Origin of the sequence: Providencia sp. PROV122 (assembly GCF_028482365.1) — a bacterium.
Lineage (GTDB): Bacteria > Pseudomonadota > Gammaproteobacteria > Enterobacterales > Enterobacteriaceae > Providencia > Providencia stuartii.
This window is the reverse complement of sequence record NZ_JAMPQI010000010.1, coordinates 166,913-188,261: the sequence shown is the minus strand read 5'-3', so window position 1 is coordinate 188,261 and position 21,349 is coordinate 166,913. Positions and strand designations below refer to the sequence as shown.

General features: G+C 43.4%; 17 protein-coding genes and 4 tRNA genes. 17 read left to right on the top strand and 4 right to left on the bottom strand.

What is annotated here, in order from left to right; all coding sequences use genetic code 11:
- Positions 1-592 precede the first annotated feature (592 nt).
- The 17 genes from wecA to PSE69_RS09230 all read left to right on the top strand — a co-directional run bounded on the left by wecA (position 593) and on the right by PSE69_RS09230 (position 15,749).
- Positions 593-1,681 carry a UDP-N-acetylglucosamine--undecaprenyl-phosphate N-acetylglucosaminephosphotransferase gene (wecA, locus tag PSE69_RS09310; RefSeq protein WP_004915476.1) on the top strand — a complete coding sequence of 363 codons (1,089 nt, stop codon included), beginning with the start codon at positions 593-595 and terminating at the stop codon, positions 1,679-1,681.
- Between the two features lie 31 nt (positions 1,682-1,712).
- Positions 1,713-2,771, top strand: a complete 1,059-nt coding sequence (gene wzzE / locus PSE69_RS09305) for an ECA polysaccharide chain length modulation protein (protein ID WP_014657281.1) — start codon at positions 1,713-1,715, stop codon at positions 2,769-2,771.
- Positions 2,772-2,866: 95 nt separating this feature from the next.
- Positions 2,867-3,997, top strand: coding sequence for a non-hydrolyzing UDP-N-acetylglucosamine 2-epimerase (gene wecB, locus PSE69_RS09300; protein WP_004915481.1), 1,131 nt, complete (start codon positions 2,867-2,869; stop codon positions 3,995-3,997).
- Positions 3,994-5,256 carry a UDP-N-acetyl-D-mannosamine dehydrogenase gene (gene wecC / locus PSE69_RS09295; protein WP_004915484.1) on the top strand — a complete coding sequence of 421 codons (1,263 nt, stop codon included), beginning with the start codon at positions 3,994-3,996 and terminating at the stop codon, positions 5,254-5,256. Before wecB ends, wecC begins: the two co-directional genes overlap by 4 nt.
- On the top strand, positions 5,253-6,320 hold the full coding sequence (rffG, locus tag PSE69_RS09290) for a dTDP-glucose 4,6-dehydratase (protein WP_004915487.1): 1,068 nt from the start codon (positions 5,253-5,255) through the stop codon (positions 6,318-6,320). Before wecC ends, rffG begins: the two co-directional genes overlap by 4 nt.
- A gap of 9 nt (positions 6,321-6,329) precedes the next feature.
- Positions 6,330-7,211: a glucose-1-phosphate thymidylyltransferase RfbA gene (gene rfbA / locus PSE69_RS09285; protein WP_004915489.1), complete on the top strand. Its 882-nt coding sequence runs from the start codon at positions 6,330-6,332 to the stop codon at positions 7,209-7,211.
- Entirely contained in the window at positions 7,189-7,929 is a 741-nt protein-coding gene (gene rffC, locus PSE69_RS09280; RefSeq protein ID WP_004915494.1) for a dTDP-4-amino-4,6-dideoxy-D-galactose acyltransferase, read from the top strand. Before rfbA ends, rffC begins: the two co-directional genes overlap by 23 nt.
- The gene (gene rffA, locus PSE69_RS09275) at positions 7,916-9,046 is read left to right on the top strand and encodes a dTDP-4-amino-4,6-dideoxygalactose transaminase (RefSeq protein WP_004915497.1); all 1,131 of its coding nucleotides are present in this window, start codon (positions 7,916-7,918) and stop codon (positions 9,044-9,046) included. The genes rffC and rffA overlap by 14 nt, the downstream gene beginning before the upstream one ends.
- Positions 9,046-10,296 (top strand): lipid III flippase WzxE, encoded by a 1,251-nt coding sequence (gene wzxE, locus PSE69_RS09270; RefSeq protein ID WP_004915501.1) that lies wholly within the window; start codon positions 9,046-9,048, stop codon positions 10,294-10,296. The genes rffA and wzxE overlap by 1 nt, the downstream gene beginning before the upstream one ends.
- On the top strand, positions 10,293-11,375 hold the full coding sequence (locus PSE69_RS09265) for a TDP-N-acetylfucosamine:lipid II N-acetylfucosaminyltransferase (RefSeq protein ID WP_004915504.1): 1,083 nt from the start codon (positions 10,293-10,295) through the stop codon (positions 11,373-11,375). Before wzxE ends, PSE69_RS09265 begins: the two co-directional genes overlap by 4 nt.
- The gene (gene wzyE / locus PSE69_RS09260) at positions 11,372-12,727 is read left to right on the top strand and encodes an ECA oligosaccharide polymerase (RefSeq protein WP_004915508.1); all 1,356 of its coding nucleotides are present in this window, start codon (positions 11,372-11,374) and stop codon (positions 12,725-12,727) included. Before PSE69_RS09265 ends, wzyE begins: the two co-directional genes overlap by 4 nt.
- A 9-nt stretch (positions 12,728-12,736) precedes the next feature.
- The gene (gene wecG / locus PSE69_RS09255; protein ID WP_004915511.1) at positions 12,737-13,474 is read left to right on the top strand and encodes a lipopolysaccharide N-acetylmannosaminouronosyltransferase; all 738 of its coding nucleotides are present in this window, start codon (positions 12,737-12,739) and stop codon (positions 13,472-13,474) included.
- 289 nt (positions 13,475-13,763) lie between these two features.
- Positions 13,764-15,152: a bifunctional threonine/serine APC transporter ThrP gene (gene thrP, locus PSE69_RS09250; RefSeq protein WP_004915515.1), complete on the top strand. Its 1,389-nt coding sequence runs from the start codon at positions 13,764-13,766 to the stop codon at positions 15,150-15,152.
- Between the two features lie 155 nt (positions 15,153-15,307).
- Positions 15,308-15,384, top strand: a tRNA-Arg gene (locus PSE69_RS09245).
- A gap of 81 nt (positions 15,385-15,465) precedes the next feature.
- Positions 15,466-15,541: transfer RNA gene (locus PSE69_RS09240), tRNA-His, on the top strand.
- Between the two features lie 15 nt (positions 15,542-15,556).
- Positions 15,557-15,642: transfer RNA gene (locus tag PSE69_RS09235), tRNA-Leu, on the top strand.
- Positions 15,643-15,672: 30 nt separating this feature from the next.
- Positions 15,673-15,749 (top strand) — tRNA-Pro (locus tag PSE69_RS09230).
- Between the two features lie 1,388 nt (positions 15,750-17,137).
- On the opposite strand, the gene hemY is transcribed toward PSE69_RS09230, so the two are convergent.
- The 4 genes from hemY to hemC are packed head-to-tail and all read right to left on the bottom strand — an operon-like array spanning position 17,138 to position 21,260.
- Positions 17,138-18,331, bottom strand: a complete 1,194-nt coding sequence (gene hemY / locus PSE69_RS09225; protein WP_121874732.1) for a protoheme IX biogenesis protein HemY — start codon at positions 18,329-18,331, stop codon at positions 17,138-17,140.
- A gap of 2 nt (positions 18,332-18,333) precedes the next feature.
- Positions 18,334-19,560, bottom strand: a complete 1,227-nt coding sequence (hemX, locus tag PSE69_RS09220) for a uroporphyrinogen-III C-methyltransferase (protein ID WP_004915527.1) — start codon at positions 19,558-19,560, stop codon at positions 18,334-18,336.
- Positions 19,561-19,563: 3 nt separating this feature from the next.
- Positions 19,564-20,319: a uroporphyrinogen-III synthase gene (locus tag PSE69_RS09215; RefSeq protein WP_004915530.1), complete on the bottom strand. Its 756-nt coding sequence runs from the start codon at positions 20,317-20,319 to the stop codon at positions 19,564-19,566.
- Positions 20,316-21,260: a hydroxymethylbilane synthase gene (gene hemC, locus PSE69_RS09210; protein WP_004915533.1), complete on the bottom strand. Its 945-nt coding sequence runs from the start codon at positions 21,258-21,260 to the stop codon at positions 20,316-20,318. Before hemC ends, PSE69_RS09215 begins: the two co-directional genes overlap by 4 nt.
- Between the last annotated feature and the right edge of the window lie 89 nt (positions 21,261-21,349).

Sequence of the window (21,349 nt, the reverse complement as noted above, 5' to 3'; positions counted from 1 at the left end):
GTAAATTAAATTTAAGTTATGTTTTTATATAAATTCAACTTACTCACCATTGGATGATAACAATTTATAATATTGAGATGCCATTCACAGTAATAGAATAGTAATTATATAAAAAATAGTACTTTTTATATTGGATTTTTGTCGCCACAAAATGGAAAATCGATTTGTTGGATGAAATAGATTTATTGTTTTATTCAAAGTTTGACTGTTTTAAGTTAATACATGTATTTCATGTATTTATTTAATGACGATATCATTTACGTAATGGCATTTTCTGATTGGTTGGGAAAGGTTCATTTATTAAACGAAAAACAGCCTAAAATTATAATCATAGAGAAGCATTGTTCTTTATGGCATGCATCTTGCTTTCATTAAGTATAAAATCCATTAATAAGACATGATTGAACAAAAGCTACACTAATAACAACTAGGTAAGCCTTTATAGGGGTTATTGTGATAGTTATTGAAGACTCGTCTTATGGAACTTATCTCTTTTGAGATGATAATACCTTAGCTGCCTGTTATTGAGGCAATATAAGCTAAGGCATTGTGGTTTTAGGTTGGTTAGATAAAAAAATAAGAGAGTTGACTCGTGGACACCGCACAATTTATTGCTAGTCTTTTTTACGTTTTTTTGTTCACGTTAGTGTTTATTTTTATCGCTCGAGTTGTGGCAACGAAGATCGGGCTGGTTGATAAACCTAACTTCAGAAAAAAACACGTAGGTCTGGTCCCTTTAGTTGGGGGGATAACGGTCTTTTTTGGTATCTGCTTCGCGTTTGTTATTACAGAAGAATATATACCCCATAAATGGTTATATTTAATCTGTGCAGGCTTATTGGTATTGATTGGTGCGTTAGATGACCGGTTTGATATCAGTGTTAAGTTAAGAGCAGGTGTACAAGCCGTAGTCGCTGTCGTCATGATGACCGTGGCTGACTTAAAACTAGAGTCATTAGGTCATGCGTTTGGGCCATGGGAGTTAGTGCTTGGGCCATTTGGTTATATCGTGACACTGTTTGCTGTTTGGGCAGCTATTAATGCGTTCAACATGGTTGATGGTATTGATGGGTTACTCGGTGGGCTATCTTGTGTCTCTTTCGGTGCATTAGGCTTTTTGTTATATCAAAATGGCAATTATGGATTAGCATTTTGGTGTTTTGCCTTTATTGCAGCTATCCTTCCTTATATCTTCCTAAATTTAGGTGTACTAGGTCGTCGTTTTAAAGTCTTTATGGGTGATGCGGGAAGCACACTGATTGGTTTTACAATTATTTGGATCCTAGTCGAATCAACTCAGGAAGCAGGGCGTCCAATCAACCCTGTGACAGCATTATGGATTATTGCGATCCCATTGATGGATATGGTGGCGATTATGTACCGTCGTATCCGTAAAGGTATGAGTCCATTTTCACCTGACCGTCAGCACATTCATCACTTGATTATGCGTTCAGGTTTTAGCCCAAGAGGGGCTTTTGTTCTGATTACACTGGCAGCAGCCATTTTGGCATGTATAGGAATTATTGGTGAACGCTTAACATTTGTGCCTGAATGGGTCATGTTGGCATTGTTTTTGCTTGTATTCTTTATGTATGGTTACTGCATCAAACGGGCATGGAAAGTAGCTCGTTTTATTAAGCGCGTCAGACGTCGTATGCGTAGAGGTGGTGCAGTACGGTAACGACAAACGGAAATAATAGAGGTTCTGTGCAGTGAAAAACTCAGAAACGCAACCTAATCAGTATCAGCCGCCGATAGAACCGGAATTGGATATCCGTGGTTTATGCCGCTCTTTGTGGCAAGGTAAAATTTGGATCGTGGCATTTGCGGTGATTTTCGCCGCTATTGCGTTGGGTGCATCCTATTTTATGCAGCAAAAATGGAGTTCAACCGCGATCACAGACCTGCCAACCGTGAACAATTTGGGTAGTTATTATTCGCAACAACAGTTTTTACGAAACTTGGATTCCCGTATTAACTCGACGGGTCAAGAAGGGCAATTGCCAACGATTGCGAATGAGGCTTACCAAGAGTTTATTAAGCAAGTGGGTTCTTATGATACCCGTCGTCAGTTTTGGTTAACGACGGATTATTATAAGCAGCGTTTAGAGAATGACCCTAAAGCAGATGCGGCGTTATTGGATGAATTGATTAACAATATTGAATTCACGCCCGCGGATAATCTAAAAAATCTCACTGATAGCATTAAGTTGATTGCGGAAACGTCCACGGATGCTAATCAGCTTTTACGTGAGTACATACAGTTTGCTAACCAACGTGCAACAGCCAACTTGAATGATGAAATTAAGGGAACGTGGGCAACGAAAATGCAATCAATGAAAGCGTTAGTGAAACGCGAAGACATGGTTGCTCAAGCTGCGTATGAAAGACGCTTAAATTTACTCGAACAAGCATTGAAAGTTGCGCAAAAGCAGGGAATTTCGCGTAATCAAAGCTCGGCACCAGTTGATGAAATTCCTGATTCTAAAATGTTCCTATTAGGGGTTCCATTACTTGAAGCTCAGATTGAAACATTAAAAGCGACAGGCCCTGATCACGACACTGATTATGACCAAAACATCGCAATGTTATCTACACTGAGTGTTGGTCCCACTCTCCAAGACAGTTTTCAGGCTTATCGCTATTTGAGAACACCTGAAGACCCCGTCAAACGTGACAGCCCACGTAGAGCCTTTATGATGGTTCTATGGGGAGCTATCGGTGCATTGGTTGGTGCTGGTGTGGTACTTGCACGCCGTCGCCCGTCCTGATTTTGAATAGGTGGCTGTCGATGATGTCAGCCACTGTGTAATGTCATTATAAATAAAAGCAGCTAACTGCATTAGATAAATATAAGAGAGTCACTGTGAAAGTATTGACTGTATTCGGCACTCGACCAGAAGCCATTAAGATGGCACCGTTGGTTCATGCACTTGCTAAGGATGCGGCTTTTGAAGCCAAAGTCTGTGTGACGGCCCAGCACCGAGAAATGCTCGATCAGGTACTGAAGCTATTTGAGATTACTCCCGATTACGATCTCAATATTATGAAGCCAGGGCAAGATTTAACCGATATTACGTGTCGTATTCTTGAAGGGTTGAAAAACGTATTTGCCGATTTCCAACCTGATGTGGTGTTAGTGCATGGGGATACTGCGACGACAATGGCAACGAGCTTAGCGGCTTTCTACCACCGTATTCCTGTTGGCCATGTGGAGGCAGGCTTACGTACAGGTAACCTCTACTCACCATGGCCAGAGGAAGCGAATCGTAAGATTGCGGGGCACCTTGCAATGTACCATTTCGCGCCAACTGAAAATTCGCGTCAAAACTTACTAAAAGAGTCTATTCCCGACAATCATATTTTTGTGACGGGAAATAGTGTGATTGATGCTTTGCTGTGGGTTCGCGACAAAGTGATGAGCGACCAGCACATGGCTGATAAATTGGCGGCGAATTACCCGTTTATTGATCCCAATAAGAAAATGATTTTAGTCACAGGCCATCGCCGTGAAAGCTTTGGTGGTGGATTTGAACGTATTTGTCATGCTTTGGCTGAAATTGCACAAAGCCATCCTGATGTTCAGGTGGTTTACCCTGTGCATTTAAACCCGAATGTCAGTGAACCCGTAAAACGTATTTTACATGGCATTGATAATATTATTCTGATTACTCCTCAGGAGTATTTACCCTTTGTCTATTTGATGAACCATGCCTACCTGATCTTGACCGATTCTGGCGGGATCCAAGAAGAGGCGCCATCACTAGGCAAACCTGTTTTAGTTATGAGAGATACCACAGAACGCCCTGAAGCTGTTGAAGCTGGAACAGTGCGTCTTGTGGGTACAGATACACAAAAAATTGTTGCAGAAGTTAACCGGTTACTGACAGATGAAGCGGAATATCATGCAATGAGCCGCGCGCATAACCCCTATGGGGATGGTCATGCTTGTCAGCGTATTCTTGAAGCACTAAAAAGCAATCAGGTGAAATTATGAGTTTTGAAACTATTTCTGTTATCGGCCTTGGTTATATTGGTTTGCCAACAGCAGCCGCTTTTGCGTCACGCAAAAAGCAAGTGATTGGCGTTGATGTCAACCAGCATGCGGTTGATACCATTAATCAGGGGAAAATCCATATTGTCGAGCCAGAGCTTGACCTCGTCGTAAAAAGCGCGGTTGAAGCAGGTCATCTGAAAGCTTTTACTAAACCACAGCCTGCCGATGCCTATTTGATAGCAGTGCCAACCCCATTTAAAGGTGAACATGAACCTGATCTTACTTATGTAAGAGCAGCCGCAGAGTCTATCGCTCCGGTATTGAAAAAAGGGGATTTAGTCATTTTAGAGTCTACTTCTCCTGTTGGCACGACTGAACAGATGTCTGAATGGATGGCTCAAGCGCGTCCTGATCTCACTTTCCCTCACCAAGCAGGGGAAGCGGCGGACATTGATGTGGCTTATTGCCCTGAGCGTGTATTACCCGGTCAAGTCATGGTTGAATTGATTAAAAATGACCGTGTTGTTGGTGGTATGACGCCAAAATCATCATTACGTGCGAGCGAGCTGTATAACATTTTCCTTGAAGGCGAATGTGTTATCACGAATGCAAGAACCGCCGAGATGTGTAAGCTGACAGAAAACAGCTTCCGAGATGTGAACATCGCATTTGCAAACGAACTCTCACTGATTTGTGCCGAACAAGATATCAATGTGTGGGAACTGATCCGTTTGGCGAATCGTCACCCTCGCGTCAATATTCTACAGCCGGGCCCAGGTGTTGGTGGACACTGTATTGCCGTTGACCCATGGTTCATTGTGGCACAAAACCCACAACAGTCTCGTTTGATCCACACCGCGCGTTTAGTCAATGATGGCAAACCAATTTGGGTTGTTGATCAGGTCAAAGCTGCGGTGGCAGATTGTTTAGCTGAAACAGGTAAAAAGGCGAGCGAAGTGACTATTGCCTGCTTTGGTCTATCATTTAAACCCAATATTGACGATTTGCGTGAAAGCCCAGCGATGCATATCACGAAAATGGTGGCGAGCTGGAATAAAGGTAAAACGTATGCGGTTGAGCCACATATCCATGAATTGCCAACGGCACTAAAAGGCATTGTAGAGCTGGCATCGATTGAAGATGCAATCACCAATGCTGATGTGATTTTAATGCTGGTGGATCATAACCAATTTAAAGCCATTCAAGGTTCATTGATTCAGCAAAAATGGGTTGTGGATACCAAAGGAGTTTGGCGTTGAAACGCATACTAATCACAGGTGGAGCCGGTTTTATCGGCTCTGCGGTTGTTCGTCATATCATTGAAAATACTAACGACAGTGCGGTTGTCGTAGACTGTTTAACTTATGCGGGCAATTTAGAGTCACTCAGTGAGGTGTCAAATAGCGACCGCTATGCGTTTGAGCAAGTGAATATTTGCCATCGCGCTGAGTTAGACCGCGTTTTTGCGAAATATCAACCCGATGCCGTGATGCATTTAGCCGCAGAAAGCCATGTTGACCGCTCTATTGATGGCCCTGCCGCCTTTATTGAAACCAATATTGTCGGTACATACACGCTATTAGAGGCGGCTCGTCATTACTGGATGGGCTTAGATGCCGCGAAAAAAGCGCAATTCCGTTTCCATCACATCTCAACTGACGAAGTGTATGGCGATTTGGAAGGGCCGGACGGTTTCTTTACTGAAACCACGCCTTATGCGCCAAGCAGCCCTTATTCGGCTTCTAAAGCATCGAGTGACCATTTAGTGCGGGCTTGGCAGCGTACTTATGGCCTGCCAACCATGATCACCAATTGCTCAAATAATTATGGGCCATACCATTTTCCAGAAAAACTGATCCCACTGATTATCATCAATGCGTTAGCAGGTAAGCCATTACCTGTTTATGGCAAAGGTGAGCAGATCCGCGATTGGTTATTTGTTGAAGACCATGCTCGCGCCTTATATTTGGTGGCAACGACAGCACAGCCGGGTACCACTTATAACATTGGTGGTCACAATGAACGTCGTAATATTGATGTGGTCGAGACTATTTGTGAGCTACTTGAAGAACTTCATCCGCAGAAGCCAGAAGGGGTTGCACATTACCGTGACCTTATCACTTATGTGACGGATAGGCCGGGTCATGACATGCGCTATGCCATTGATGCCGATAAAATCGCACGTGAATTAGGTTGGACGCCTCAAGAAACATTCGAATCAGGGATCCGTAAGACAGTGCAGTGGTATCTGAATAACGAAACTTGGTGGCGTCGTGTGCAAGATGGTTCTTATGCAGGAGAACGCCTTGGTTTAGGCGCTTAAGGGGGGATCATGAAAGGGATTATATTGGCTGGTGGTTCGGGAACGCGTTTGCATCCGATTACACGGGGCATCTCGAAACAGTTATTACCTATCTATGATAAACCGATGATCTATTATCCATTGTCAGTACTGATGTTGGCAGGGATCCGGGAGATATTGATTATTTCTACTCCGGATGATCTGCCCATGTTTAAACGCTTACTTGGTGATGGACATGAGTTTGGCATTCAGCTGAGTTATGCCGAGCAGCCTTCACCGGATGGCCTTGCTCAAGCGTTTATTATTGGTGAAGAGTTTATCAATGGTGATGCATGCTGCTTGGTGCTAGGTGACAACATCTTCTTTGGTCATTCATTTAGTCCAAAACTGAAATCCGTTGCGGCAAGAACACAAGGTGCCACGGTATTTGGTTATCAAGTTATGGATCCAGAGCGTTTTGGTGTGGTGGAGTTTGATGATGACTTCAAAGTGTTATCCATCGAAGAAAAACCGAAAAAGCCGCTTTCTAACTGGGCGGTGACGGGGCTTTATTTCTACGATAATCAGGTCGTTGATTTCGCTAAGCAGGTGAAACCTTCAGAGCGAGGGGAGCTGGAAATTACCTCTATCAACCAAATGTATTTGGACAAAGGTGAGCTAAACGTCGAACTGTTGGGGCGTGGCTTTGCATGGCTAGATACGGGCACTCACGATAGCTTAATTGAAGCGGGTACTTTTGTACAAACAGTTGAAAAACGTCAAGGTTTCAAAGTCGCCTGTTTAGAAGAAATTGCATGGCGTAATGGTTGGTTGTCTGATGAGCAAGTTCAGGCATCGGCAAAACAACTGAGTAAAACGGGTTATGGCCAATATTTAGAGGATCTCCTCCGTGTCCGTCCGCGCCAGTATTGATTGTCTACAATGGGAGTCTGATTTTTTCGGACTCCCTACGGCGAAATTAGATTTCGCAGCGCCACACGCTGAGACGGTTCTTGCAAGCCAATTAGACGGTTATGCTATTACTCAAGCCAAGATACTTGCTAGTGATACTGAGCGTTTAGATGGGCTAATGCAGCTTGGTTTCTCTCTCGTCGAAGGTGAAATTGATTTTGCGCTGACTATTGGCACAGAAAATGCTTATTTAAAAAGTCGATTAGTGGCAACAGATCGGGTTGAACCCGCTGTTGCGGAAGATATTCCTGTATTACGCCATGCGGCGGCACAAGTGTTTAGCCAAAGCCGTTTTCGGTCTCCTTGGTATCGTGAAGGCGACAGCGGGCGTTTTTATGCACTATGGATAGAAAAAGCGGTTTTAGGCACATTTGACCATACTTGTTTATTAGTAAAAGACGCGTCGGGGGATATCTTAGGCTTTGTGAGTTTGAGACACCTTGATGATGACACAGCGCGTATCGGCCTACTCGCTGTTATGCCTAGCGCTACTGGGCGAGGAATTGGCCGTAAATTGATGTCCGCAGCCGTTGTCTGGTGTGAGCAACACGAAAAAAGACAGTTAAATGTGGCTACCCAAATCAGCAACATTGCGGCATTAAATCTTTATTCACGTAGTGGTGCTTCGGTTGCTAGCACTGCTTATTGGTTATATAGGGGACAACATGATTCCATTTAATAAACCACCCGTTGTAGGAACTGAATTAACGTATATGAAGCAAGCCATGGAAAGCGGCAAGCTATGTGGTGATGGTGGTTTTACAAAACGTTGTGAAGAGTGGATGGAAAAGCGCTTTGATTGCCCTAAAGTCCAGTTAACACCTTCTTGTACCGCTTCGTTAGAGATGGCGGCGATCCTAATTAACATCAAGCCTGGTGATGAAGTGATCATGCCAAGCTTTACCTTCGTTTCTACCTCAAATGCGTTTGTATTAAGAGGGGCTACCATTGTTTTCGTGGATGTACGTCCAGACACCATGAACATGGATGAAACAAAAATTGAAGCTGCAATCACCGAACGTACTCGTGCTATCGTTCCAGTCCATTATGCGGGCGTCGCTTGCGAAATGGATACCATCATGGCTATCGCGAAAAAACATAACCTATTTGTGATTGAAGATGCGGCACAAGGTGTTATGTCGACATACAAAGGCCGAGCATTAGGTACTATTGGTCATATCGGCTGCTATAGTTTCCACGAAACGAAAAACTACTCGTCAGGTGGTGAAGGCGGGGCAACACTGGTCAATGATAAGTCGTTGATTAACCGTGCCGAAGTGATCCGTGAAAAAGGAACTAACCGCAGTCAGTTTTTCCGTGGTCAGGTAGATAAGTACACTTGGCGTGATATTGGTTCCAGCTATCTCTTGTCAGATTTACAAGCGGCTTATTTGTGGGCTCAGCTTGAAGAAGCTGAAAAAATCAATGATCGCCGATTGCTACTATGGCAACGCTACTATGAGGCGTTATCACCATTAGCGCAGGAAGGTAAACTTGCATTACCTATCGTGCCCGAAGGGTTAGTGCATAACGCCCATATGTTCTACATCAAGCTAAAAGATGTTGAAGAGCGTACTGCTTTTAATGAATACATGAAATCAAATGGCGTTTTAACGGTGTTCCACTATGTTGCGTTGCATACTAGCCCTGCTGGGGAAGAGTTTGGACGTTTCCACGGTGAAGACCGTTATACGACCAGTGAAAGTGACCGTTTAGTGCGTCTGCCTATGTTCTACAATATGACAGATGATGAACAACAAACGGTAATTGCAAAAATTAAGGCGTTTTTTGCCTAATGTCGTTAGCCAAAGCTTCAGTTTGGACTGCTGGGTCTACCCTGATAAAAATCGGGGCAGGCCTACTTATCGTCAAATTATTAGCAGTCACGTTTGGCCCGAGTGGGGTTGGTCTGGCGGGGAACTTCCGCCAGTTAATCACAGTGTTGGGTGTTTTATCGGGAGCGGGTATTTTTAATGGTGTGACTAAATATGTCGCAGAACACCATCAAGACCCTGAAAAGTTACGTGCGGTATTAGGGACATCATCAACACTTATTCTTGGTTTTTCGACATTATTAGCGCTGATATTCCTGTTTTTTAGTGGCCCAATAAGTGAAGGGCTATTCGACAGCAAGGACTATCAATCTGTTATTCAGGCGGTTGCCTTTATTCAGATGGGCATTGCTTACGCTAACTACTTCTTGGCGATCCTTAAAGGTTATCGAGACGCATCGGGTAATGCTCAATCGATTATCTTTGGGAGTATAATTGGTGTAGTTGCCTATTATTTATGCTACACATTAGGTGGTTATGATGGCGCTTTAGCTGGCTTGGCATTGGTTCCTGCATTAGTGGTTTTACCTGCTGCCTTGATGATGATTCGCCGTAAGCGGTTTGCATTATCGATGTTAAAGCCTGCTTGGGATAAAGCCGTGGCGACTAACCTAGGCAAATTTACCATTATGGCGTTAATTACGTCGGTGACTTTGCCCGTTGCCTATATCATGATGCGGAATTTGCTCGCAGCACAATATAGTTGGGATGATGTAGGCTTATGGACAGGGGTTAGCACAATTTCAGATGCTTACTTGCAGTTTATTACCGCGACATTTTCTGTGTATTTGCTGCCTACACTCTCTCGGCTACAACATAAAAATGAAATTTCTGCTGAGATCCTTAAGACGTTAAAATTTGTGTTACCTGCTGTCGCCGTAGCCAGTTTTATGGTGTGGCTATTACGTGACTTTGCGATTTGGTTGCTGTTTTCTGAAAAATTTAATGGAATGCGAGACTTATTCGCATGGCAATTAGTGGGCGATGTGCTGAAAGTCGGTGCATATGTCTTTGGTTATCTTGTGATTGCGAAGGCAGCATTGCGTTTTTATATTTTAACTGAGGTGAGCCAGTTTATTCTCTTAATGGGCTTTTCCCATTGGCTGATACCTATGCACGGGGCTGTAGGGGCAACACAAGCCTATATGGCGACATATATCGTGTATTTTCTCCTCTGTTGTTGCGTATTTTTGATTTACCGTAGGCGAGTATGACAACCTTAATACATGTACTGGGATCTGAACTCCCTCACCATAATCAAACGGTGTTGACGTTTTTTAATGACGTGATCTGTAAGGAAAATACAGCGTCACAAAAACCCCATTTTATGGTGGTTAGTCGCGATACTCAGCTTGCGGCTGCATATCCAAAGCTGAATATCGATGTTTTTGAAAGTAAAAAAGCGATAGCGAATGCGGTGATCCAACGTGCAATGGCAGATCGCCGAGAACGTTTTTTCTTTCATGGTCAGTTTAACGCGCCGATTTGGTTAGCCCTCCTATTTGGTAAAATTAAATCTCACCAGTTTTGGTGGCATATTTGGGGGGCAGACCTGTATGAAGAGTCAAAATCATTAAAGTTTAAGCTTTTTTATGTATTGCGTCGTTTGGCGCAAAAAAAAGTGGGGCACGTTTGTGCGACCCGCGGTGATTTATGTTATTTCCAGCAATCTAACCCAAAAGTACCGGCCTCAATTTTATACTTCCCAACACGAATGGATCCTGCTCTGACGTTAAATGAGCGTCCAGCGCGTCAGGGCGAGACATTGACAATCCTATTAGGTAACTCAGGTGATCAATCAAATCGTCATATAGAGGCTCTGGGCGCGATTAAACAGCAATTTGGTGAGCAAGTTAAGGTCATCGTACCGATGGGGTATCCGGATAATAACCAAGCTTATATCCAACAGGTCGAGAAGGCGGCTCAAACGCTATTTAAGGCAGACCAAGTCAGTATCTTAAAAGAGCGGATGGCGTTTGCGGATTACCTCGATTTATTGAGGACATGTGATTTAGGCTATTTTATCTTTAATCGCCAACAAGGGGTGGGAACGCTGTGCCTGTTGATCCAGTTTGGTATCCCGTTTGTGATCAGCCGACAAAATACCTTTTGGCAGGATTTAACGGCACAGAATGTGCCCGTCTTTTTCTATGGCGATGAGCTATCGTTAGGCCTTGTTGATGAGGCTCAGCGGCAAATGACGTTGCTGGATAAACAACATATCGATTTTTTTGCCCCTAACTTTACGGATGGTTGGAAAACGATTTTAGGTGTTGCGGAGGAGCAGGCATGACCTTAGCCGAGTTAGGGGGCTTATCGCTTGTCTATCTAATCTCCATTATCTTTATCGGAACACTGCTCTACACAGAGTTTCGACGTGTACGTTTTAATTTTAATATTTTCTTTTCGCTGTTGTATTTACTGACATTTTATTTTGGTTTTCCGCTGACTTGTGCTTTGGTTTTCCAATTTGATGTGGCAGTCGTTCCGGCTGAGTACTTGCTCTACGCTCAACTGGCGGCAACCAGTTTTTATGCTATTTATTATGTTGCTTATAAAACACGCCTAACCAAAAGTGCGACCACTGCTAAGCGACCGCTCTTCACCATGAATAAAGTGGAAACGAACCTAACCTGCTTATTGTTGATTGCGGTTGCGGTGGTGACAGTAGGGATCTTTTTCTTACAGAATGGTTTTTTACTGTTCAAACTTAAATCGTATAGCCAAATATTCTCCAGTCAGGTTTCAGGGGTCGCGCTAAAGCGCTTTTTCTACTTCTTTATCCCTGCAATGTTGATTGTGTACTTCTTGCGGCCATCACAAAAACGCTGGCTTTTCTTTCTCGTCAGTACCGTTGCATTCGGTTTTCTGACGTATGTGATTGTTGGCGGAACGCGAGCCAATATCATTATTGCATTCGCCCTATTTTTGTTTATTGGTATCGTCAGAAGGTGGATCACACTTTGGATGCTAGTGGCGGCAGGTGTCGCGAGTATTATTGGTATGTTCTGGCTAGCGTTAAAACGCTATGGCCTAGATGTGAGTGGTGCAGAGGCGTTTTATACCTTCTTATATCTGACCCGAGATACCTTCTCACCATGGGAAAACCTTGCTCTATTGTTGAGTCACTATGACAAGATAGAATTCCAAGGTTTGGCGCCTATTGTGCGTGATTTTTATGTCTTCATTCCATCGTGGTTATGGCCTGAGCGACCTGACACGGTACTGAACTCAGCAAACTACTTTACTTGGGAAGTGCTCAATAACCACTCTGGATTGGCAATTTCGCCTACATTGATTGGTTCATTAGTGGTGATGGGGGGCGTGCCATTTATCCTACTCGGCGCGATTGTGGTTGGGTTAATCATTAAATGGTTTGACTGGATCTACGGCATGAGCCTAAAAGAGTCAAATCGCTATAAAGCCGCCATTATGCAAGCTTTTTGCTTTGGGGCTATTTTTAACATCATTGTGTTAGCACGTGAAGGGGTCGACTCCTTCGTGTCACGCGTAGTCTTTTTCTGCCTCATTTTCGGACTTTGTTTGATTCTGGCGAAATTACTGTACTGGTTATTTGAAAGTGCGGGGCTTATTCGGGCAAAAACAGCTTCTTACTTAGGAAGCCAACGTCGCGGAGACCGCTAAAGGAGCATTATGGAACAGCAATCTATTCCACAATATAGTATCAGAGGTCACCAAATATGGGGCTTCAAAGATATGACGCATTTTCTGGATCACCTATTTGCAGACGGTGAAACAAAATCAGGTACGCTGGTGGCTATCAATGCTGAAAAAGTGATGACAGCAGAAAAGGATGCGGCATTAAATACGTTGCTTGGGCAAGCGGAATATCTCTATGCAGATGGTATCAGTATTGTGCGCGCTATTCGCCGTAAATACCCTCAAGCGCAAGTCTCTCGTGTAGCGGGAGCTGATCTTTGGGAAGCGTTAATGGAACGCGCAGGGAAAGAAGGCACGCCTGTTTTTTTAGTCGGTGGTAAGCCGGAGATCCTTGAGCAAACAGAGAATAAGCTACGAGCACAGTGGAATGTGAATATTGTTGGCTCACAAAATGGCTATTTTACGGCAGAGGATAGAGATGCTCTGTTTGAGCGAATTCGAGCCAGCGGTGCAAAAATTGTAACAGTCGCGATGGGGTCACCCAAGCAAGAGATCTTAATGCGCGATTGTCGAAAAGTTTACCCAGATGCACTCTATATGGGCGTTGGTGGCACTTACGATGTCTTTACTGGGCACGTAAAACGCGCCCCTAAAGTCTGGCAAAATTTAGGGTTAGAGTGGTTATATCGCTTATTATCTCAGCCGACCCGCATTAAAAGACAGTTTAAATTGTTGAAATTTTTAGCTTACTACTATGGTGGCAAGCTGTAGTTTGGCATAGCATGTCACGGCGTAAGTTACCTTTATTGCGCTGTGACATGTCACCATCTTGTCAATTTTCACCTCCCTTTAATAACATAAACGTTACTTCTGGTCTCTTTCTTCAATTATTCCTATAATTCATCAAAAATACATGTAAGTTACGAGCTTTCGGTTCAAACACTGAAATATGTCATTTTTTTCGACTGATAAAACAGTCTTTTTATGAATATTGATTGTGCTTATTACTATAAATACTCATAAGCCATGATTTATCTTTTTTGTTACGACAGGGGAATTTATGGAGAATTCACAGCAAGGGCTACAGCGAGGCTTAGAGGCACGTCATATTGAGCTGATTGCACTAGGTGGAACAATCGGTGTTGGCCTTTTTATGGGATCAGCGAGCACCTTAAAGTGGGCAGGTCCTTCAGTATTGTTAGCCTATATTATTGCAGGCATTTTTGTCTTTTTTATTATGCGCTCAATGGGGGAAATGTTGTTTGTAGAGCCTGTGACAGGCTCTTTTGCTGCCTTTGGTTATAAATATTTAAGCCCATTTTGGGGATGTTTAACGGCGTGGGGCTACTGGTTTATGTGGGTGGCTGTGGGTATCTCAGAGATCACCGCCATCGGCTCTTATGCTTCCTATTGGTTCCCCGATGCACCTCAGTGGGTATTTGCCTTAACCGCTGTTATCTTGGTGGCCTTAGCGAACCTTGCGGCGGTTAGGTTGTATGGTGAGCTAGAATTTTGGTTTGCGATGATAAAGGTGACAACTATTGTTGTCATGATTTTAATCGGCTTAGGGCTAATATTCCTTGGGATCGGTAACCATTTTGAGCCAATAGGCCTTGGTAATTTAACAGAGCATGGCGGTTTTTTTGCGGGGGGTTGGAAAGGGTTCCTGTTTGCATTATGTATTGTTGTCGCTTCTTACCAAGGGGTAGAGCTAGTGGGGATCACCGCCGGTGAAGCTAAAAATCCACAGGTTACGTTGAAAAAGGCGATCAATAATATTCTATGGCGTATTTTAATTTTTTATGTCGGCGCCATTTTTATTGTCGTGACTTTGTTTCCTTGGACTGAAGTTGGTCAACAAGGTAGCCCATTTGTACTGACCTTTGCGAAAGTTGGTATTGTTTCGGCGGCGGCTGTCATTAACTTTGTCGTACTAACTGCCGCGTTGTCCGGTTGTAATAGTGGCATGTACAGTGGAGGGCGAATGCTGTATGCGTTAGCTCAAAACAAGCAACTACCACCTTCATTATTGAAACTCACACGTAATGGCGTGCCAGCGCGCTGTGTTGGCTTCACGATACTGTGCCTATTAGTCGGCTCAAGTTTAAATTATATTATTCCTGACTCAGAGAAAGTCTTTGTTTATGTCTATAGTGCGAGCGTTCTACCCGGTATGGTGCCTTGGTTGGTTATTTTGACTAGTCAGCTCCGCTTTCGTCAGCAAAACAAAGATAAGCTAGCTCAACACCCATTTAAATCCATTTTATTTCCTTGGGTGAACTATGCCACCTTACTGTTTTTAGTTTGTGTGTTGGTAGGGATGGCGATTAACCCTGAGACGCGGTTATCGTTAATTGTTGGCGCTATCTTTTTAGCGGTAGTGTCTATCCTGTACTTTTTGCTCCGGATCATCAATCGTGGTAAAGGCGATAGTACAATCCACTCTTGATGATATTTTTATTTAACATTTTCGTGATAAAGAGAGGAAAAATGCTCTCTTTATCGACAAAACGAGCAAAAGGCAAGCAATCGATATTTTTATTGAAAAAAGGACTAGACAGGGAGTGATTAAATCCGTACTATCCACACCCGCAACGGCGTTAAGCGCCCGTAGCTCAGCTGGATAGAGCGCTGCCCTCCGGAGGCAGAGGTCTCAGGTTCGAATCCTGTCGGGCGCGCCATTAAATTAGCGTGCGGCTACGGTTGGCAAGACAATGTTGTATGTAGTATAATAGCAACACTTTGAATAAAGTGAAGTTATGGTGGCTATAGCTCAGTTGGTAGAGCCCTGGATTGTGATTCCAGTTGTCGTGGGTTCGAGTCCCATTAGCCACCCCATTCTTTTGTGACATTGCGAGGGTGGCGGAATTGGTAGACGCGCTAGCTTCAGGTGTTAGTGTCCTCAGGACGTGGGGGTTCAAGTCCCCCCTTTCGCACCACGAAAAGAGTGAAGAAAATTCAAATAGTATCGGCGAGTAGCGCAGCTTGGTAGCGCAACTGGTTTGGGACCAGTGGGTCGGAGGTTCGAATCCTCTCTCGCCGACCAAATTTAGAAAACCCCGCTTTGAATAAGCGGGGTTTTTGCTTTTTAGCGCATACCCATTATCGGCGGAATCAATCCTTTTCCTCTCCTAGCTTATCTAATCTTTCGCACTTGATTGTTGTGTGGTCATTATCCCTCGACCTGAAATGTTGTTTACTTCCCTATGTTTTTCACTGTTTTTAAATGCAGACTGGACGTGCTATTTGGGGGGAATAAACTATCTCTAATTAATTGCTTTTATTGGTTATTTTTCATTGATAATAGTTGATGTCGTAAAATAGATACAAAGCTATATTTTGCTGTCTCCAAATGGAGACATATAACATCATGATTTATATTAATAAATAACTAATAGTTATTTGGTGTCTCTGAATTGAGACAGCGAAGTCGGGCTGTCGTCATGATGGATAGCGAGTATCGCTGGCTAAAATAGTGGATATTTGAAAAAAACGATGTCATCTCGCAGGCTTGCTAAAAAAACGGGATAAAAAATAGCCATATTTCTGTTTTGGAAAAGTTGGCACGCATCCTGCATTACTTATTATGTAGATGCTCATTCCACTCATTATGATAGCAATGCTTCATAAATCTAGGAATGATGCAAAGCCGATTATCGGTGCCTATTGTCCAATATAGATGAACAAGAGCTCATCCTCTTCTCATCAACCCATGGACGAAACGTTGAGTGAGGCACCATCCGTCTGTAGACCTGATTGTATATTTACACCTGTCATTGTTGGCAGGTGTTTTTTTTTTGCATGCGAACTCATCAGCCAAAACTGATCCCCTCTTGAACCGTATTTTGTTGCTTGAGGAAATCAGTTCACATCATACATTAGATTAATTTTTTCTGTTACAGAACCATTTGCTAAACCAACGAGTAATGTAGGTATAGCAAAGAATAATGAATGTAATGATGAAGATGTCTTTGTTTAAATCAACGGTATTGAAACCGATAATCGTGATAAAAACAAAGGGTGACAAAATGAGAAGTAAAAGATCAAAAAATATTTGCAGTCGATTTGGGGTTGCAATAATCCAGCACCAAATAGTTTTAATTACATTCATGTAGATATCCTGAGTCCGGTTAAATCAAAGGCAATGTATTATTTATACACTATGTAAATGATATATTACAGAACAACAGTTGCTTTGTTTGATGTTATGCGAAAATCAATTATTTTTCAGCTTTATTTGTGCGCTTTTAATTTCATAATGCACAGTTAAGTTCTTTTTTAGATGGGTTTAATAAGTAGGTTGGCTATTAATCATAAGATGGTTAATAAAAAATATTCAATTAACTATGATTCTTTTTAGAAGGAATAATAACAAATAAAAAGCTCCGCATATGAACGGAGCTTTTTTATTATAAATATTTATTGCTACGGTTATTAACTTCGATCTTTCTTCAGTGAATGTAGCAACGCTTCTTGGCGAATTTTTGCAGCTTCTTCGGCTTTATGTAGCTTATCTAGCGCATCGGCTAGCCAAGCGGCGTCGTGTGCATCGAAACGCTGTGCTAATGCTGCTTTGAAATAAGACTCCGCGTGTTCCCATTGCGCATGCTGCAAGGCGATTTGCCCCATTGTGCTATTGAGTAATGGCGTTGCTCCAGATTGTTTAACCAACTGTTTTAACACTTTTTCCAGTTGCTCTGGTTTATCACTACGTAGCCTTGGGGCTAACAGTAATAAGCGCTCATCATATTGTTGCTTTAAGCCATCAATAATAATTTTCTCAGCGCTTTCCATGTCATTACATTCAATTAAATGTTCAGCTAAGAAAGATTGTAATGCGATTTCATGGCGAATTTTACGCGGCTGTGCTTTCCACCAATCTTTAAGACCTTCGCTACCGTTTTCTGCCATACACTGGTTCATTAACCCCTTATAAGCTTTGAGCTTTAAGGCTTCTAACTCATCTTCACTGTGCAGCTGGACTTTTGCCATGACAGGCAGTAGCTCAATCAGTGCTTGATAAGCGCCAGAACGTAGATAGGCTTGCTCGGCAAGGCGTAAAATCTCAGGGTGTCTTGGGGCTTGATCAAGAAGTTTGTCGATGCCAGTTCGAGCCGCATAGACCTCATCTTCCGCTAATTGAATACGAACACGGCTGATATCTACAGGCAGTTGATCACTGCCAGCCACTTCTGCGGCTCTATTGAGATATTGGTGAGTTCGGTATTCATCACCACGCTGTTGCGCGGCTTCAGCAGCCAGTAAGTAGTTGATAACAGGCTGTTGAGAGAAGTCAGCATGCTTACTCATCAACTTTTCGACTTGATCGAAATCCCCTTCAGCTAGCTTTAAGAGGGCTTTTTGGGTTTGCGAGTGCGCTTTATGGTACTTACGACCACTCACCCAGCCTTTAGTCCGAGAGGTTGTGCTGATAAAACGACGATAGCACCAACCTAAAAAGAGCAATACGAATTGTAGTAATATAAAAGACAGAACTAAACTGGTGATACTGGTCGTAATGTCATAATTATCTGTACGGATGAAGACATAGCCTTGGTGACCGGCTAATAGCGGCCCTAAGATAATGCCTGCGATCAGAACAATAAAGAGGATGAATACTTTAATCATAATTACCCCTTCTGCTCATTAGTTGGTGCTGTAACGACCGAACTTTCTGATTTTTCGGGTTTAGCCTCAGTTTCAGAAGGTTGTTTTTCCTCCTTTACTGCGGGGGTTGCTGACGCTTTTGCACTTTCCTCTGATTGGGCAAGTAGGTTACGAACACGTGCCTGCATAACTTTTTCAAGTTTTGGCTGACTTTCTAATGTATCAGGCATTTCAGTGTCGATTGATTGATTAAGTAACTCATCAACTTCAGCAAGGAAAGCTTTGGTTGCCGGTGCATTCACATCAAAATAGGCACGTACCCAAGTAGAGACTTGCTCTAAAGATTGCTTATAGGTCTCTTCTTGATAGCGAGGAACCGCTTGTGCAGCAATGAGTAATTGAGAACGAATGTTTTCACGTAAATAGATGTCCTGATTTGGCGCAAGCAGTGGCGCTTCAGAGCCATCACGAGCACGTACAGTAATAAAATCACTGGTAAAGCTTTTCCAACTGCGTGATAAGTTCTGTTTCCAGTCGGCAATATCACCGGAGACCTGTTCGTCATCATCAACTTTGGCATCACCGCTATTGATATCGTTTAGGCGCAAGTTGTCAACTTCATTACTTAACTGGTTCAAACGTAGAATAATACCGTCGTAATCGACTTGGTTGATAGCCGCTAAGCTAGCAATATCATTTTTAATCGCTTTACGAATATCCAAAAGGCTAGGATCATTCATCTCTGCAAGGCTGGAATCGGCGCTTTTCAAAAGTACGGCGGCAGTAACTGGGTCGTGATCATTCCACAATTTTCTGCCTGCCATTTTGACCATAAAGTCAGCTTGCGCCAGTAACCAGCTTTTTACGTCTGAACTGGATAATGCATTGACGTGCGCTTGTAGCTCTTGCATACGGCGGTTTAGTTGATCTTCATACTCGCGAGCTTGTGAGCTTAGTGCTGACTGTGAAGCGACCAGAGAATCTAAACGTTGCCTATCCGCTTTTTGTTGTTCAATTAATTCACTCAACTGTTTTTTTAACTCACTATTTTCATTAGCGAGTTGTGTATTACTTTGTTGAGTAAAATAATAAATACCACCGCCGATAGCGATGATAATAGCGATAGCGATGGCACTACCGATGAGACCAGAACGTTTTTGCTCCGAAGACGGCTTAGTTTGGCGGTTGTTTGGGGTATCCGCGACAGTATCGTTGTTGACCGTTTCGGTAGATTTATTGTGTTCCGTCATAAATTAGCATCCCATGTCGGTTGAGAGTAATGCTTCTAATAAAGCATTATTATCTGCGCTATTTGCCACACAGACCTGTTGCCAGCCAATTTGGCGAGCTTGGTCTGCAATCCGTTCGCTGACAACCAATAAACGGCGATTAAACCACCATGCTTTTGTATTTTCAGCGATCAATTCATTTAATAAGGCTAACATTTGACCACTACTGATAACAATATCTGTAATGCCCTTATTAACCCATTGTTGATTAAACTCTGCTTTATCATACAAAACAGGGTGTCTTGTATAACATTCGCAATATTCCACCTGCGCTCCCCTAGACCGTAACGTAGAGGCGAGGAGTTCCCTACCACCATTGCCCCGTAAGAGCAGCGCACGTTTCCCTTCAAGAAACTGTAATTCAGGAAGGCTTAGCAATGCTTCGCTGGTTTCGCCATGCTCAGGCCAGCGGATCATTTTGCTTGTTAGCGCCTCAAAATACTGACCAGTTGAACGACCGATCCCATAATAGGATAACTTATCTGACCAGTTGCGTCCCGCTTGTTTAAGGGTTAAATCTGCATACCAGACCGCATTTTTAGATAAAAGAAAAACTAAATCATTTTGAGTGAGCTGTTGAAGACGTGATCCGAGTAAGTCTAATTCAGCCCCCGGCCCCACCTGAATAAGTGGCAAAGCGAATGCTTCTGCCCCTTTTGCTTTGATGGCAGCAACAAGCTCAGAGCCAGCAGGCTCCGGCCGAGTGACTAATACCTTCATGCTGGCGGATTTCCTTGGTAAACTTCCGCCAGTATTTCACGAGCACCTTTATCAAGCAGCTCCTCAGCGAGGGAGATACCTGCTTGAGTGGCTTGCTCTGGTGTGGTTAAACGTTCCCCACGGATAACTTGACTGCCATCAGGCGCGCCAACTAGTGCACGTAGCCAAATTTGTCCATCTTGCCAAATTGCATAGCTACCGATAGGCACTTGGCAGCCGCCTTCAAGGCGCATGTTCATTGCACGTTCAGCAAGCACACAGACAGAAGTATTATCATCATTAAGCTTTTCAAGTAGTTGGCGAGTGCGTTCATCATCTAGGCGGCATTCGATGCCCACCGCACCTTGCCCAACTGCGGGCAGAGATTGCTCTGGTGCTAATGCTGTACGAATTCGCGCTTCTAGACCTAACCGTTTCAGCCCAGCGACAGCCAAAATGATGGCATCATATTCCCCGTTATCCAGCTTTGAGAGACGCGTACCAACATTACCTCGTAGGTCACGGATAACAAGGTCAGGGCGTAGTTCCCTTAATTGGCATTGGCGGCGTAGGCTGGATGTACCAACGACACTGCCCGCAGGTAGTGCATCAAGACTATCATATTGATTAGACACGAAAGCATCGCGGGGATCTTCACGTTCACAAATTGTCACCAGCCCTAGGCCCTCAGGGAATTCAACGGGAACATCTTTCATTGAGTGAACGGCAATATCGGCCCGTTTTTCCAGCAGGGCAAGCTCCAGCTCTTTAACAAAGAGGCCTTTACCGCCGACTTTGGCGAGTGGCGTATCTAGAATGATATCGCCTTTAGTGACCATGGGAACTAGCTCAACTTGTAAGCCTGGATGAAATTGCTCTAGCTTCTCTTTAACAAAGTAAGCTTGCCACAGAGCTAAAGGGCTTTTACGTGTTGCAATACGGACAATATTCGTTGATGTCATTTCGCTGCTTTCTCAGGCATAAACTGCCATAGATTAACCATACAATTATCCCTAGTTTTAACATTTTAGCGATGGGTTTTCCAGTTAGG